Origin of the sequence: Polymorphospora sp. NPDC050346, from assembly GCF_040655695.1 — a bacterium.
GTDB classification, from domain to species: Bacteria; Actinomycetota; Actinomycetes; order Mycobacteriales; family Micromonosporaceae; genus Polymorphospora; species Polymorphospora lycopeni.
Genome location: NZ_JBFAKM010000026.1, coordinates 101,513 through 116,022, shown reverse-complemented (window position 1 = coordinate 116,022; position 14,510 = coordinate 101,513). Strand labels below are relative to the sequence as shown.

At 71.0% G+C, this 14,510-nt stretch carries 9 protein-coding genes; 3 read left to right on the top strand and 6 right to left on the bottom strand.

Annotated features, from left to right (window positions below):
* The 3 genes from AB0I42_RS24840 to AB0I42_RS24830 all read right to left on the bottom strand — a co-directional run.
* Positions 1 to 893, bottom strand: an 893-nt coding sequence (locus AB0I42_RS24840) for a cellulose binding domain-containing protein (RefSeq protein WP_357540524.1), incomplete at its 3' end; no start/stop codon positions are given.
* A gap of 394 nt (positions 894 to 1,287) precedes the next feature.
* Positions 1,288 to 3,477 carry a sigma-70 family RNA polymerase sigma factor gene (locus AB0I42_RS24835; RefSeq protein WP_357540522.1) on the bottom strand — a complete coding sequence of 730 codons (2,190 nt, stop codon included), beginning with the start codon at positions 3,475 to 3,477 and terminating at the stop codon, positions 1,288 to 1,290.
* A 161-nt stretch (positions 3,478 to 3,638) separates the two neighbouring features.
* The gene (locus AB0I42_RS24830) at positions 3,639 to 6,521 is read right to left on the bottom strand and encodes a BTAD domain-containing putative transcriptional regulator (protein ID WP_357540520.1); all 2,883 of its coding nucleotides are present in this window, start codon (positions 6,519 to 6,521) and stop codon (positions 3,639 to 3,641) included.
* Positions 6,522 to 6,817: 296 nt separating this feature from the next.
* On the opposite strand from AB0I42_RS24830, the gene AB0I42_RS24825 reads away from it, so the two are divergent.
* Positions 6,818 to 7,687 carry an AfsR/SARP family transcriptional regulator gene (locus tag AB0I42_RS24825; protein ID WP_357540518.1) on the top strand — a complete coding sequence of 290 codons (870 nt, stop codon included), beginning with the start codon at positions 6,818 to 6,820 and terminating at the stop codon, positions 7,685 to 7,687.
* Here the strand turns inward: AB0I42_RS24825 and AB0I42_RS24820 are convergent.
* The 3 genes from AB0I42_RS24820 to AB0I42_RS24810 form a co-directional block, all read right to left on the bottom strand.
* Positions 7,684 to 9,852, bottom strand: coding sequence for a peptidase domain-containing ABC transporter (locus AB0I42_RS24820; protein WP_357540516.1), 2,169 nt, complete (start codon positions 9,850 to 9,852; stop codon positions 7,684 to 7,686). The genes AB0I42_RS24825 and AB0I42_RS24820 overlap by 4 nt on opposite strands.
* Positions 9,834 to 13,202 (bottom strand): type 2 lanthipeptide synthetase LanM family protein, encoded by a 3,369-nt coding sequence (locus tag AB0I42_RS24815; protein WP_357540514.1) that lies wholly within the window; start codon positions 13,200 to 13,202, stop codon positions 9,834 to 9,836. The genes AB0I42_RS24820 and AB0I42_RS24815 overlap by 19 nt, the downstream gene beginning before the upstream one ends.
* A 108-nt stretch (positions 13,203 to 13,310) precedes the next feature.
* Complete coding sequence (locus tag AB0I42_RS24810) at positions 13,311 to 13,478, bottom strand: hypothetical protein (protein WP_357540512.1); 168 nt, start codon at positions 13,476 to 13,478, stop codon at positions 13,311 to 13,313.
* Positions 13,479 to 13,823: 345 nt separating this feature from the next.
* Here AB0I42_RS24810 and AB0I42_RS24805 point away from each other — a divergent pair, with 345 nt between their 5' ends.
* Both AB0I42_RS24805 and AB0I42_RS24800 read left to right on the top strand, forming a co-directional pair.
* Positions 13,824 to 14,075, top strand: coding sequence for a mersacidin/lichenicidin family type 2 lantibiotic (locus tag AB0I42_RS24805; protein ID WP_357540510.1), 252 nt, complete (start codon positions 13,824 to 13,826; stop codon positions 14,073 to 14,075).
* A 56-nt stretch (positions 14,076 to 14,131) separates the two neighbouring features.
* The gene (locus AB0I42_RS24800; protein ID WP_357540508.1) at positions 14,132 to 14,365 is read left to right on the top strand and encodes a mersacidin/lichenicidin family type 2 lantibiotic; all 234 of its coding nucleotides are present in this window, start codon (positions 14,132 to 14,134) and stop codon (positions 14,363 to 14,365) included.
* Positions 14,366 to 14,510: the final 145 nt, after the last annotated feature.

Below are 14,510 nucleotides of genomic sequence, written 5' to 3'. Positions count from 1 at the left end.
GTGATGTGGTTGTGGTCGATCCAGATCCGGTTGGCGGTGTCCATCTGGATGCCGTCGTAGTCGTAGTCCTTGTCGTCGGGGTCGTCCTCGGCCATCCGGGTGTCGCGGATGGTGAGGTTGCGGATGATGACGTTGCTGGTGCCGGCGCCGATGAAGAAGCCGCCGTTGACGATCTGGCCGTTACGGGCGACGCCGACGACGGTCTTGTTCGACCGGATCGCGATCTCCTTGCCGTAGGGCTTGACGGTGATCGCGGCGTTGACCCGGATGACGTACGGCTCGCTGGCCGAGGCGTACCGTTCCAGGTCGGCCTGGTTGGTCACGGTGACGGTCGCGCCACCGGCACCGCCGGTGGTGCCGGCCGCGCCGGCGAACCCGTCCGGGGTGTTCGAGTACGGAACACCCGGCGGCGGCGTGGTCGGCGGCGGGGTGGTCGGCGGTGGGGTCGTGGGGGCCGACGTCGTCGGGGCGACCGAGCCGGTGCAGGTGGTGCCGTTGAGGGTGAACGTGGTCGGGGCCGGGTTGCTGGAGTTGTTCCAGGAACCGTTGAAGCCGACCTCGGCCGTGGCGTTGGTCGGGATCGACCTGGTGTAGTCGACGTTCGTCGCGACCACGTTGCCGCTGGCCGGGTTCGCGGTGAAGCCCCAGGACTGGGTGACGGCCTGGCCGGCGGTGAACGTCCAGCCCAGACGCCATCCGTCGATCGCGTCACCCAGATTCTTGATCTTGATATTGCCGGTGAAGCCGCCCTGCCACTGCCCGGTCACCGCGTACGTGACCTGACAACCGGCCGCTGCCTGCGCGGATACCGCCGTGGCCAGACCGGTGGCGGCCAGGGCGGTGGTGACGGCCAGGACGAGTCCGGACCGCCAGGGGGTGGTGGTTCTTCTCACTGATGCACTCCTTCGGTGCTCACGGTGGTGGCCGGCAGTCGGGGGTGTCGCGCTGCCGTGGTGTCGAGGGGTGCGTTTCGTCGCCTGCGGTCCCTCCCTCGCTCTGGATCGGCCCTCGAGACGGACCCGGTTCGGTGTCCGTCGCATTGCAGGCGTGTTACCGGAGCAGGGATTACGAGTTTTCGATAAGAATCTTGGGATTCATGGTGATAAGTCCCGAAGTTCGGCGATGCCCCGTGCTGTCGCGGCACGCCGTACGCCTGGGCGTCCACCATCGACCAGGTCGTGGCAGATCTCGCGGCCCGAGGCGCCCCGGCGGCAAGAGACCGACCATGGGAGCGTTCCCATAGAATTGCACGCGGATCAGGAGCCTGTAAAGAACAGCGGCCAGCCCTCAGGAGGCGGACATGTCCGCCCCGATGCCGCTACGGCTGCTCAGATAGCTGGTCGGCGGCAGCTTCCCGTCCGGTGGCCGGGCGCCCTCGGCCGCGGCCGCGTCCGTCGACCGGAACTCCGACCGGGTCCACTGCCCACCGTCCCAGGAGTTGGCGTCCGGCGTCAGACCGGACCCGACCCGCACCGCACGCTCGTTGTCGACCGCCAGATTCCGGCGTGCTGTGCCGGTGGCGTCGGTGAGGTCGAAACCGGTTCCGTCATTGTCGAAGGCCGTGTTGCCGATCAGGCTCAGGTTTCCCCGATTGGCCTCGACACCGAAGCCGTGTCCCCGGTTGCCCCACGCCGCATTGCCGTGGACCCGGTGCCCCGACGACGATGTCAGTTCGCCGCCGCCCAGTGAGAAGCCGTACCCGTTGCTCCGCCAGCCCGACACACCCCAATGGTTCTGGCCGTTGCCGTACGACCAGTTGCGCTCGACGGTCAGCGGGCTGTCGAAGGCACCGAAGTCGAAGCCGTCGTCGGCGTTGTGGAACGCCCGGTTGCCGCGCAGCACGTTGCCCTCGCCGGCACCGAACTTCACCCCCAGTCCGATGCCGACGCTGCCGGTGCCGCCCGGCTCGTGGTTACGGAAGAAGTCGCTGTCGAGCACCTGGTTGCCGACGGTGCCGGGATCGCGCAGCAGCAGCCCCGACCTGGCGTTGTCGTGCATCGACAGCCGCTGGAAGGTGGTGTGCGAGCAGGCACTGCACACCCAGGCATGACTGCGCGAACCGTGGACCTCCAGATCCTGCACGGTCCAGAAACCCGCCTGCTGGGTCACCGCCCACTTGTCGGCGGGCACCCCGGTCGCGTCCAGTACCGGCCGCTCATCCCGGTAGGCGCTCAAGACGATCCGCCGGTCGGCGGCACCACTCGTGCGGATCTCCACCGGCCGGGTGAGACGGTAGGTACCGCCGCGCATCGCGATCGTCTGCCCGGGCCGGACGACCTCGACCGCCCGGTTCAGGGTGGCGAAGGGCCGTTCCAGGCTGCCGTCGCCGCCGTCGCTGCCGTCCGGCGCGACGTAGATGTCGGCGCTGGCCACCCCGGTGACCGCACCTCCCGGCCCAGATGCCGCCGGCGTCGCGCTCGCCGACGGCCCGGCGGATCCCGGCGTCGGGGTCGGCGCCGGCGCGGCCACCACCGGGCCCGGCCCGCCGGGCGCGGCACCTACGACATCGTCACCGGGGTCGGTGGGGGAGACGTGGACGGCGAACATGATGGCGCCGAGCGCCAGCGCGACGACCGCGCCCGCCCCGACCACGACCTTCTTCGACAGGACGGCCTGCACACCGGAGCCGCCACCCGTCCCGGACGCCAGCGCGACAGGTGTCGCCAGGTGTGCCTCCACCGCCGCCCGCACAGCCGCAGCGGCCGCGACCGACAGCGGCAACGGTGCCAGGCCGTACAGCAACTGCTCCGGCGGAACCAGCCCACCGCCGATCCCCGCGCAGAGGTGGCAGTCGCGTACGTGCCGGGCGAACCGTTTGCGCCACAACGGCGACAACGAGTCGTCCCAGGACCGGGCGAGCGCGTCCAGTTCCGGGCAGCGGGGCCGGTGCCGTAACGCCGCCACCACCGTACGCACGGCCGCGAGCTGGGCCTTCATCCGGTGCAGCCGTACGGCGGCATGCCGCTCCGTCAGCCCGAGTGCGGTCACCACCTCGCCCCGGCTCAGCTCACCGGTCGCCTCCTGCCACCACAGGGCGAGCAGATGGCGGTCTTCGGCATCGAGCCAGCGGGTCGCCTCGGCCAGCTGCCGGCGCTGCCCGCCCAGCACGAGTTCGGAGACCGTCCGGTCGACGAAGTCGCCGGCCGGATCCGGAACGTCGGCGGCCGAGTCCTGGAGGGGCACCTCGACCCCCCGGCGCCCGCGCCAGTATTCCTGGACCTGCCGGTAGGCGATCGACACCACCCACGGCCTGAACCGGTCGGGGTCACGCAGGTCGGGCAGGCCACGGACGACCCGCAGCATGCACTCCTGGACCACGTCGTCGACGTCGGCGTGACCGTTCAGCGCGCGACCGATCACGTTGTAGACCAGCGGAAGATGGGCGGTGACCAACTCCGCGACGGCGGACCGGTCGCCGGCCTGGGCGGCGACGACGAGCGCCCCGGGTGTCCCGGTAGGAGCTTCGCCGTTCCGCACCGCCGCACTCCCTCGCACACCGTCCGTCAAGGGCGGCGCATCTCTGGCAGCTTGGCTGCGGCGAGCGGGCCGGAAGCGGACAACACCAGGGTCGGCCATCCATCCCGACCGATGGGGATCGTACCAGTGCCCGTCGTCGACGGGATCGTACGAATTCCGGATCAGAGTCCAGGCTGGGGGGCCGGTAGGGCCGCCACCGCAGGTGCCGATCGTGGGTGGCCGTGGCTCGCGGCGACCTTGTCGCGCAGCGCTTCGGCCATCGGATGTCCCATCTCGGTGAGGATCTCCAGGGCGTTCAGCCAGCAGTCGCGGGCCGAGTCCCGGTCACCGAGAGCCTGGTGGGTGTCGCCCAGGTGGTGCAGCGCCTCCGCCTCGTTGTACCGGTGCCCGAGGTCGCGGCTGAGAGCCAGCGCCCGCCGATGGCAGCGGGCCGCCCGCCGGTGATGGCCGAGGTGGTGATGGGCGTAGCCGAGGGTGTCCCAGCTGTTCGACTCTCCGGTTCGGTCACCGAGCCGGCGTTGCAGGGCGAGCGCCCACTGGCAGTAGCGGATCGTCTCCTGGTAGTCGCCACGTACGGCGTGGTCCCAGCCGACCGCGTTGAGCGCCCGGGCCTCCCCGGCCTCGTGCCCGTCGGCGCGGAAGAGCCGCAGCGCCCGCTCGTCGTGGCGCAACGCGGCCGCCTGGTCGCCCTCCTTCTCGCTCACCCAGCCCAGCGTCAGCAGGGTGTGCGCCTGGCCGACCCGGTCGGCGAGGTCGTCCAGCAGGACCAGGGCGTGTTCCAGGTGGCCGCGGGCCGACTCGAACCGGCCGGTCTCGGAGTAGGCGACGACGATGTCCCGGTGTGCCTGCGCCCTGGCTGCCCGGTCGCCGTCGCGTTCGGCGGCGGCCAGCGCGCGGTTCTGTACGGCGATCAGGTCCTCCCAGTGGCCGCGGCGGCCGAGGAAGGTGGTCAGCGCCCACGCCAACTGCCAGACGTGCCGGTCGAAGCCGTACCGGGCGGCCAACTCGACCACCCGGATGAGCACGTGGTGTTCCACGGCGAACCAGGCCAGCGCCCGCGTGTTGTCCACCGGTTCCTCCGGCGCCACGCCCGGCCGCGCCGGCGGCGGTGTGATCGGGTCCCGCAACGGGGACATCCGTGCGTCGGCGGTCCGGGCGCTGTGCAGGTAGTGGTCCACGATCCGCTGCCGGGCCTCGTGACGCGCCTGTTCGGGCTCCACGGCGACCAACTCCGCCGCGTACGCCCGCAGCAGGTCGTGGCAGGTGTATCTGCCCGGCACCCGCTCCATTACCAGCTGCGCCCGGGCCAGTTCGCCGAGGACGGGGCGCACCTGCCGGTCGGGCAGGGCGGCGAGACTGGCGGCGGCCCGTATCGAGATGTCCGGCCCGGGATGCAGCCCGAGCAGGCGGAACAACCGAGCCGCCGGCTCACCGAGTGCCCGGTACGACCAGGAGAAGACCGACCGCAGGTCGGTGGCCGGGTCCCCGCCCGCGAAGCCGTCGAGGCTGCCCGCCGACTCGGCGAGTTCCCGGCCGATCACGGCGAGCGGGAACCCGGGATGGGCCGCCGCGCGGGCCGCCACGATCGCCAGGGCCAGCGGCAGCCCGGAACACCGCTCGACGATCCCGTCCACCGGCCTCGGCTCGGCCGCCACCCGCCCGTCACGCAGCCGGTCCGCCAGCAACTCGCGGGCCTCCGTGGCGGTGAGCAGGTCGAGGGTGACCGGGCGGGCACCCTCGACCGCCACCAGACCGGGCAGTTGCTGCCGGCTGGTCACCACCACCGCGCATCCGGGTACGCCGGGCAGGAGGGGGCGCACCTGCTCGGCGTCCCGGGCGTTGTCGAGCACGATCAGCATTCGCCGTCCCGACAGCAGGGTCCGGTAGCGGCCGGCCCTGGCTTCCGCGCTCGCCGGAACCTGCTCCGGTGGTAGCCGCAATGCGTCCAAAAAGAGCCGTACGGCCTCGTCGCCGGTCATCGCCGAGCCGCCCGGGTCGAAGCCGCGCAGGTTCACGTACAGGCGCCCGTCCGGGAAGTCCCGGGACAGCAGGTGCGCCAGGCGGACGGCGAAGCTGGTCTTGCCCACCCCGGCCGGTCCGGTCAGCAGCAGGATCTGGCGCCGTTGCGGGACGGTACACAGTCGCCGGGCGAGGGCGAGTTCGGCGGTCCGGCCGACGAAGTGCGGCGGGTCCGGCGGCAGGAGGTCCGGTGCCGCCGGCGGCGGCGGTGCGGACCGGGCGACCACCGACGTCAGCGACGCGAGCGACAGGTCCTCGCGGCGCAGGATCGCCCTCTGCAGCCGCTGGAGCTGTGGTGCGTCCATGCCCCGTTCCCGCAGCAGGATGGTGCCGCGACGGCAGACCTCGGCCGCCTCGTCCACCCTCTGTCCGATGTAGAGGGCGAGGGCGAGCAGGCAGCGCATGCCCTCGTCGTAAGGGTTATCGACGACCGCGCCGGTCAGGTCACCGACCGCCGTGCCATGCCGTCCGAGCGCGATCAGCGCCTCGGCATGTCCGCGCCGGGCGGTGCGGCGCAGCGCGTCGAGCCGGGCGACCTCGGGCAGCGCGAACGGCCGGTCGGCCACGTCGGCGAAGGCCGGCCCGCGCCAGCGGGCCAGCGCGGCACCGAAGAGTTCCGCGGCGCGCGGGAGTTCGATCAGGTCGCCACCGTCGAGCAGTCGCCGCGCCTGCGCGGTCTCCCGTTCGAAATGGTGGGTGTCGAGACTGTCCGGGGGCAGGTCCAGCCGGTACGCGAGGCCGGGGCCGGTGCTGACGGTGGTGACGACCGTGCCCGCCGTGGCTGTGGGTGAACCGCCCGCGAGCGCCCGCCGCAGGTGCGAGACGTGGCTGCGTAACGTCGTCGCCGCGCTGTCGCCGGCCGTGGGACCCCAGAGGAGGTCGACGAGCCGGCTGGCCAGCACCGGCCGGCCCAGTTCGACGATGAGTACGGAGAGTAGTTCCAGCTGTCGGGGGCCGAGACGTACCACCGTGCCGTCGCGTGCGACCTCCAGTGGACCGAGCACGGCGACCCGTAGGTGTCCCATCCAGATCTCCCCGACGTATCCGGCGGGCCGAGTGTATCGGCCCGGGACGACGGGGCTCGACGTGATTTGCACATGCCTTCCACGCGCCTTCCACCGCCCGTCGGGATGGTAAACGCACGGAAGGCGACGATCGGCTTCACACCGGCCGACCACCTTCCGCGGCATCGGTTTCCCTGGCCGCGTATCCCGTCGGCCGGAAGGCTCGGCCGCCGGACCCTTGGCAGCCCGCGGGATGTCGCGGACCAACCGCTTCATGCATCGCCGGCAGGACCAAACGACGTACCGGAGGTCGTCACGTGCCGCAGCAAGACAGCAACATCCCATGCCAGGACTGGACGCTTCGCGCCAACGGGTACGCCCCCTACGACACACCCGTCAACGGCGCGCCCCTGCGATACCACGTGCTCGGTCCGGTCGAGGCGTATCACGCCGGGCGGTGGACCTCACCGCGGCAGGCCAAGTGCCGCTCCGTGCTCGCCGTACTGCTGGTGAACGCCAACCAGGTCGTGCCGGCCGCGGTGCTGCGGCAGCAACTGTGGCCGCTGAAGGCCCCGCAGACCGCCGCCAAGCTGCTCCAGAACTACATCTATCAGGTGCGGCGGGCACTGGGTGACCCGCACGGGCGGCAGATCTGCACCCGGCCTTCGGGATACCTGCTGACGGCCGGCCGCGACGATCTGGACAGCGACCGGTTCACCGCGTTGGCCACCGCCGGGCATCGGGCGCTTGCCGAGGGCCGGGTCGAGTCTGCCGCCGGCGACCTGCGTCGGGCCCTGGGCCTGTGGCGGGGGCCGGCCTTCGCCGACATCGAGGGCGTTCCGGCCGTGACCGCGGAGGCCAGCCGGCTGGAGGAGTGCCGGCTTTCGGCCATCGACGCCTGGATCGAAGCCGAGCTCGCGCTCGGCCAGCACAACTGGTTGGTTCCGGCGATCGAGACGTTGGTGACGGCCCATCCCCTGCGCGAACGGCTCCGGGCGCACCTGATGCTGGCGCTGTACCGCACCGGCCGGCGAGCCGACGCGCTGGCGGTCTTCCATGACCTGCGCCGGACCCTGGTCGACGCGCTCGGCCTGGAACCGGGCACCGAGGCCCAGCAGATGCACACCGCGATCCTGCGCGACGACCCGACAGTGCGGGTGCCCGCGCCCGGCGCAGTCCGGGGCTAGCCCGGGCTGGCCGCAACGCTGGGCGCCAACTGTGGCGTCTGCCGGTACACCAGCGCGGCGTACCGGCCGCCGAGTGCCATCAACTCTTCATGGTTGCCGCGCTCAGTGATCTCACCCTGGTGCAGTACGACGATCTGATCGGCATCGCTGACCGTACTGAACCGGTGCGCGATCACGATCCGGGTACAGCCGAGCGCCGACAACTCGGCGGCGATCGCCGCCTCGGTCAGCGCGTCCAGGTGGCTGGTCGCCTCGTCGAGCAACAGCACGTTGGCGCCGGCCAACAACGATCGGGCGATCGCCAGCCGCTGCCGCTGGCCACCGGAGAGTGCACTGCCGCCCTCGCCCACGATGGTGTGCAGGCCCATCGGCATGCGCTCAAGGTCGGGCAGGAGCTGCGCCCTGCGCAGGGCTTCACGCAACTCGTCGTCGGTGACGTCGCCCCGGCCGAGGGTGAGATTGTCGCGGATCGAACCGCCGAACACGTACGGGAACTGGGTGACGACGCCGAACCGCTGGCGCAGCGGCTCCAGGTCGTACGCTTCCAGCGGCCGCCCGTCGACCAGCACCACCCCGGCACTGGGCTGGAGCAGGCCGGTGAGCAGCCGTACCAGGGTCGTCTTTCCCGACCCGGTGGACCCGACGATCGCCACCTTCGTGCCGGCGGCGATCCGCAGGTCGATGTTCCTGAGCACCAGCGGCGCGGCGAGGTCGTAGCGGAACTCGATGCCACGCAGCTCGATCTCGCCGCGCAGGGCGCCCGGGCGCGGTGCCTGTGGGCGTGCGGGCTCGGGTTCCTCGTTCAGGACGTCGTAGATGCGCTCCAGGTGCGAGCCGATCGTCTGCAGGTAGCGCAGTGCGCCCATCACCTGGCCGACCGGCCGTAGCAGCAGGCCGGCAACGACGTTGAGACCGAGCATCGTGCCGAGCGACATCCGGCCGTCGACCACCTGGGCGACCCCGAAGACCAGCAGCACCAGCGGCGCGGCGATCTGGAACATGCCCATCGCCGATTCGTTGACCAGGTCCAGGCGCCGCCGCTGGAAGCCCGCCTGCACCGACTCGGTGAACCGCTCGGCCCACCGTTGCAGCGCCGAGTCGGTCAGCCCGGAACTTTTCAGGAACTCCGCCCCGGCCAGCGTGTCGACGGCGCTGCTCTGCGCCCTGGCGTCGGCCGCGAGTTCGCGCTGCGCGCGTTCGTGCACCGCCTTGATCGTGGCCAGCACGATTCCGAACTGGACGATCGCCAGGAGGGCGACCACCCCCGCGTACGCCGGGCTGACCGCCACCAGCAACGCCGTGTAGACGAAGACGAACAGGGTGTCCAACACCAGCGTGACGAGCTGCGAGGTCAGCATGTCCCGGACCGCCATGTTGCTGGCCAGCCGGGCCATCAGGTCACCCGCGCCGCGGGTCTGGAAATAGGCGTAGGGCAGCCGCAGCAGGTGGGTCATGAAGCGTTTGCCCAACGCGCCGTCGAGATGCCGTTGCAGTACCAGGAGGGCCAGCCCCCGCGACAGCGTGGCGAGGGTGTGCGTCAGGACGTACGCGCCGATGCCGACAGCGAAGAGGGCCAGCGTGTCCGCGCCCTCGCCGATGAGGACATCGACGCCGTACTTGGTCGCCCACGCCGAGGCCAGGCCGAGCACCTGCACCACGGCCGACAGCACGACGGCCAGCACGATGAAGATTGGGGAGAGGCGGACCACGTCGCGCAGGAACCGCACCGCGAGATGGTCACGCAGCGGTCGACGGCGTCGCCGCATCGGCTCTGCCGGCGTGAATTCCAGTACCGTGCCGGCGAAGTCCGCGAAGAACTCCTTGTGGGTCATCCGTCGCCGGCCGTGGGCCGGGTCGACCAGGTGGATCCGGCGCGGGCCGACCTTCTCCAGCACCGTGAAGTGGTCCTCGCGCCAGTGCGCGATGGCCGGTACGCGGACAGCGGCCAACCCGGCCTCGTCCACCCGCAGGCCCCGGGCGGCCAGTCCGTGGTCGCGCGCCACCTCGACGATCCGGCGTGCGCTGGTGCCGTCGCGTCCGACCCCGAAGTGCGGGCGCAACTCCCGGACCGCGGTCGTGCGCCCCAGGGCGCGGAGCACCATGGCCAGACAGGTCGGGCCACACTCGGTGGCGCTCATCTGCAGAATCACCGGTACGCGGGGCATGCCGCCTCCTCGATGTCAACCCGGTCGGTGGTCGCGGGGATCGGCCCGTCCGGCGGCGGCGCGGCGGCCGGCGGCTCGAGCAGCAGGACGTTCGGTACGAGATCCGGTCGGGCCGCGCGCAGCAGCCCGTATCCGATGCCTGCGGTGCCCATCAGCAGCCCCGGCACGTGTAGGCCCTGCGGTACCCCGCAGAGTTCCTCGCCGGCGAGCACGGTTTCCGCGACCGCCCGCGCGATCCGGCGGGCCAGCCCGCTGAGGGTGTCGTCGCCGGTGACGGCACCTGCGGAGAGCAGGGTCTCGACCAGGCCGAGATCACCGTGGCACAGGCAGTCGTTCCCGATTCCGGTGAGCCGGCCGTCGTGCAGCAGGTCCCGGCGTACGGTGGCGACCGCCCGATCGAGGTCGACGCGCACCTCGGGGATGTCGACGTGGCCGAGCATTTCGGTGCGGGCCAGGCCGATGCCGGCCGCGCCGTGGCACCAGGTGTTCATGAACGAGCCTTCCGGGCTGATGCTTCGGTGGTCAGGCCAGTTGCCGGCGGCGGCGTCGTACTGGCGGTGCTCGTACCGCACGGCTTTCTCGGCCGCGTCGAGGAAGCGCCGCTCGCCCGTTACGCGGGCGATCTCGGCCAGCGCGAGGGCGATCCCGGATACGCCGTGCGAGAAGCCGAGCAGTGGTGCCCGCGTCTCCAGCACCGGGTGCCAGGTCAGCCCGCGGTCGTCCGTCGTCGCCGTGGTGAGCAGCCGCTCACCGGCCGCGGCCAGGGCAGCCAGCGTCTGATCGGTCGGGTCGACGGTGTGCAGGGCACGGAGCGCGAGTGCCGCTCCGGCCGTGCCCGTGATCACGTCGAGGTCGCGGTCACCGGCGACCCGCCGGGTCACCTCGGGTACGAGCCGGTGTGCCTGCGCCAGCAGCGGCCCCGACCCCCACAGCGCGCCGAGATGAGTCAGGGTGTGCAGATAGCCACCCAGCCCGGTCAGGCCGGCGCCGATGCCCACCGCCTCGCGGTCCGCGTCGGACCAGCCGAGCACCGCGTCAACGTGCTCACCGAGCATCCGGGCGATCGCCTCCGCCGAGGTCCGGAACCTCGACAGCCCGGTCTGCTCCCCGAGCTGACCGAGGAACACCGCGATGCCGCACAGCCCGCTGAAGCTCTCGAACGCCGACGGCGTGACGGTCCAGTAGCGGTCGGCGACCAGGGTGAGCGTCAGCCACACCGGCCGGCGCGGGTCACCCACCGCGGTCTCCAGGAGTTGGTCGCCGAGGCGTACGGCGGCGCGTCCGGCGAGCGCCTGGTTGATCTCCTCGGGCGGCAGGTCGCGTACCCGTGGTCGCGGATCACGCTGGCCGTCGCCGATCTCCAGCGCGGCCAGGGACGCCGACACCGTCCAGCTCTGCCGCCGCAGATCCGCGTCGCAGAGCCCGGCGACCCGGTCGCGGACGAGGTCCAGTCCGGATCGGTCGAAGAAGTCGCGCACCACGACGCCGTGGTCGTCGTACAGGTGTCGGGAATCGGGCCGGGTCCAGAAGAAGGGGATGTCCCGTCGGGTGATCTGCCGGATCTCGCTTTCGGCCACCGGGCCGTTGCCGCGCAGATCCGGATGGCGACCGGCGATGACCTCGAACAGGCACTCGCGGTCCAGGGCGTCACCCAGCACGACCGGGTGCCACGACTCGCCCAGGATCCGGCCGTACACCATGGTGGGCAGGACGATGACCCGGATCTCGTCGGCGGCGAACGCGGCGAGTGGCCCGTCGGCGGCGGCGAGCTCGTCGCGGTGGGCGAGCAGCAGCCGGTAGCAGGATTCGAAGCCGGCGATCAGGTCGTCGCGGTAGTCGGTCGGATCCACGGCGACACCGTCCGAAGTGGGCAGATTCTGCCCGCCGGGCATTTCCACCCGGGTCCGGATCCGCCGCATCCGGTCGGTGCCGGCGTCCTGCCAGCGCGGCATCGGCATCGGGCTGAGTTCGCCGGTCTTCCCGCCGGCCATCCCGGACATCTCGGTGGCGATCACGCTGTCGCCGTCCAGTCGCATCATCCGCCGGGGCAACAGGCCGATGGCGAGCACGGACTCCTCGGTCAGCGTCAGCGCCTCGGCCGGCGCCGCCATCGGTTGCGGCCGGACGGTCGGCAGCACCTGTTGGAAGGTCGCCTCCAGGTCGACGATGACCGGATCCTCGCCGGCGGCGATGATGTTCTCCAGGTGCATGTCGGACGCGCGCAGCAGGTACAGCAGTCCCAGGTAGGCGCCCTGGCGCCAGAAGAACCGGCGGACCGCGTCCACGCCGGTGCATCCCCCGGCGGCGGCGAACTCGACCCAGCCGTAGCCGTCGCGTTCCAGGATGCCCAGCCGGCGCAGTGCGACGGTCAGCCCCTTGCTGTTGAGCCAGTCGACCAGGGCGTAGAAATGCGACTCGACGGCGAGGTCACGTGGCTTGTAGACCACTCTGCCGCCGTCGGCGAAGACCAGGATCGCCACGCTGCGCCCGCCGCGGTGGGTGTCGCCGGCACCGGTCAGCACTTCGACCAGGTTGTGCAGGCCGGTGCCGGTCAGGCCGAACTCGGCGCGCAGCGCGGGCAGATCGGCCAGCACCCGCTCCGCCAGCTCCCGCCGTACGTTCCGCCAGGTCTCCAGCTCGTGGACCAGTTCCCCGGCGAGGGTCGGATGCTCGGCGAGGATCCGCAACGCGTACGCCGGCTCGCGCAGTTGCCGTACGAAGTCGGCGAACCGTGCCGACGGCGTGTCACCGGACAGTGCACCGGCACGGCCGGCCCGCCGTAGCTGGACCGCGAGCACCGGGCTCGTCATCGCCAGGTGCAGTTCATGGTTGAGCCGTAGCAGCGGATGGTCCGTGGGAATGTCGTCCCGGCCGCCGAACGCGCGGACGAGCTGGTTCAGATCCTCGCGCAGCGCCCGCTGGAACCACGATGTCAGCGGCTGGGTAAGCGCCAGCAGTCCGGCGGTCGGGCCGAGCCCGGCGATTGGCCCGTCGTCGGTCGCCGGCGGGCCGGCCGAGTACGCCTCGGTCACCGCCGTCAACCAGGCCGGGGGTTGTGGCAGCCGGCCCCGGATCTCCTCGGGTGACTCGCCGAGTAGTGCCCACAGGTCCTCGTCCCCGAGACCCGACTCCTGCCAGCGGGTCAGGTCCGGATCCAGGCCGCCGGTGACGGCCCGGTCGGTCCGCCAGGCGGTGAGCCGGACCGCTCCCCGCGCTCTGGTTGCCGCGTCCCGTGGTACCGGAGCCCGTCGCCGTTCCCGTAGAGACAGCGCGGCCCACCAGGCCGAGCTGTTCAGCACATCGTCGCCGACGCCGGCATGACCGCTTGTCGGGACATCGCCTGGGACCATCACGTTGCTCCGTTCAGGTATGCCTGGGTGGGACGGGATCGGGTGGGCGACGTGGGGTACCGCCGCCCACCCGCCGGGCGACCGGAATGCGGATCGCCCGCTGTCACGTCAGCAGCAGCCCACGCTGTTGGGGAACTGGCAGGTACCGCACAACGTGTTCCGCGTACAGAAGAACCACGAGATCGGGTCCGTCCCGCCCTGCTGTTGCAGATCCAGATCGGTCAGATCCATGTTTCCGATCGGGTCTTCCCCGATGGTCTCGTGCCATTCCGTCATGTCTGTTGCCTCCTTTCCGTGGATAGTCCGTCGCTGTTCCGGCCGAGCGTGATCAGTCTGGCAGTACGAAGTTTGCTGCCGGTTTGCTGGCGGTCGATTGCTGATTGGTGACCGGTCTAGCCGCGGTTTAGCCGGTCGAAACGGTGTTGACGCGTGAGGGTGCGGGCAGCGACGGTGGACTCGTCGCCATCGGGGCGACGCCGGTTCGTGGCCGAGCCGATTCACCTCACTTCCGTCGCATGTCCCGGCCGCTGGCTCAAAGGCCGGCAGTCGCACCGGACCCATTTCGTGGAATCACCCGGTAGGCAGAGCGTGCTCAGTGATTGCCGAACCGAACGGAGAACCATGAACAGTACGGCCAAAGCCTGGAAAGACCCCTTGTTCCGGGCCACCCTCAATGACGTCGAACTCGCCGAGCTGCCGGCCCACCCGGTCGGTTCCGTCGAGTTCGACATGATGGGAATGGACGACCACCGCGGGGCGGCAACCGAAGCCGTCGGAACGGCGGGCTGCTGCGGAAACGCGCCGTGGACCCAGCGCACCTGCCTCAGTTGCGCATGGATGTGGACCTGCCTCACCTGCTGGGGTTGCTCGTAGAAGTCCGCAATTCAGGACGACACAATGGCCCTCGGGTGCCGAGAAAGGACAGCGGAATGATGGACATGACCATTCGCGCGTGGAAGGACCCCGCTTTCCGGGCGACGCTCGACCGCGCCGATCTTGCCGCGATGGCGGACAGCCCGGTCGGGCCGGTCGGCGGCGTCGGATCGGAGTTGGGTGACATTCTTGGCGGCTCCGACCGCCCGTTCACCTTCTACACCTGCTTCACCTGCAACTGGATGGGCTGCAACGGCGCCACCGTCGACTGTACGTGGCCGTTCTGCTGACCGGTATGTAGAGCCGGCATTCCTCGACAGATCAAATCGGTGTGCCGGTTTCGCATGCACTACCGGGGTGGGTATCGCGGAAGTGGTGCCCACCCCGGCCGGAAGCCCGGAGATGTCGACAGTCGCCGGCGCCGGTTTCGCCGGG

Coding starts and splice junctions, on each gene's coding strand:
- AB0I42_RS24800 (WP_357540508.1), top strand. CDS start 14,132: ATGATGGACATGACCATTCGCGCGTGGAAGGACCCCGCTTTCCGGGCG.
- AB0I42_RS24815 (WP_357540514.1), bottom strand. CDS start 13,202: ATGGTCCCAGGCGATGTCCCGACAAGCGGTCATGCCGGCGTCGGCGAC.
- AB0I42_RS24810 (WP_357540512.1), bottom strand. CDS start 13,478: ATGACGGAATGGCACGAGACCATCGGGGAAGACCCGATCGGAAACATG.
- AB0I42_RS24805 (WP_357540510.1), top strand. CDS start 13,824: ATGAACAGTACGGCCAAAGCCTGGAAAGACCCCTTGTTCCGGGCCACC.
- AB0I42_RS24830 (WP_357540520.1), bottom strand. CDS start 6,521: ATGGGACACCTACGGGTCGCCGTGCTCGGTCCACTGGAGGTCGCACGC.
- AB0I42_RS24820 (WP_357540516.1), bottom strand. CDS start 9,852: ATGCCCCGCGTACCGGTGATTCTGCAGATGAGCGCCACCGAGTGTGGC.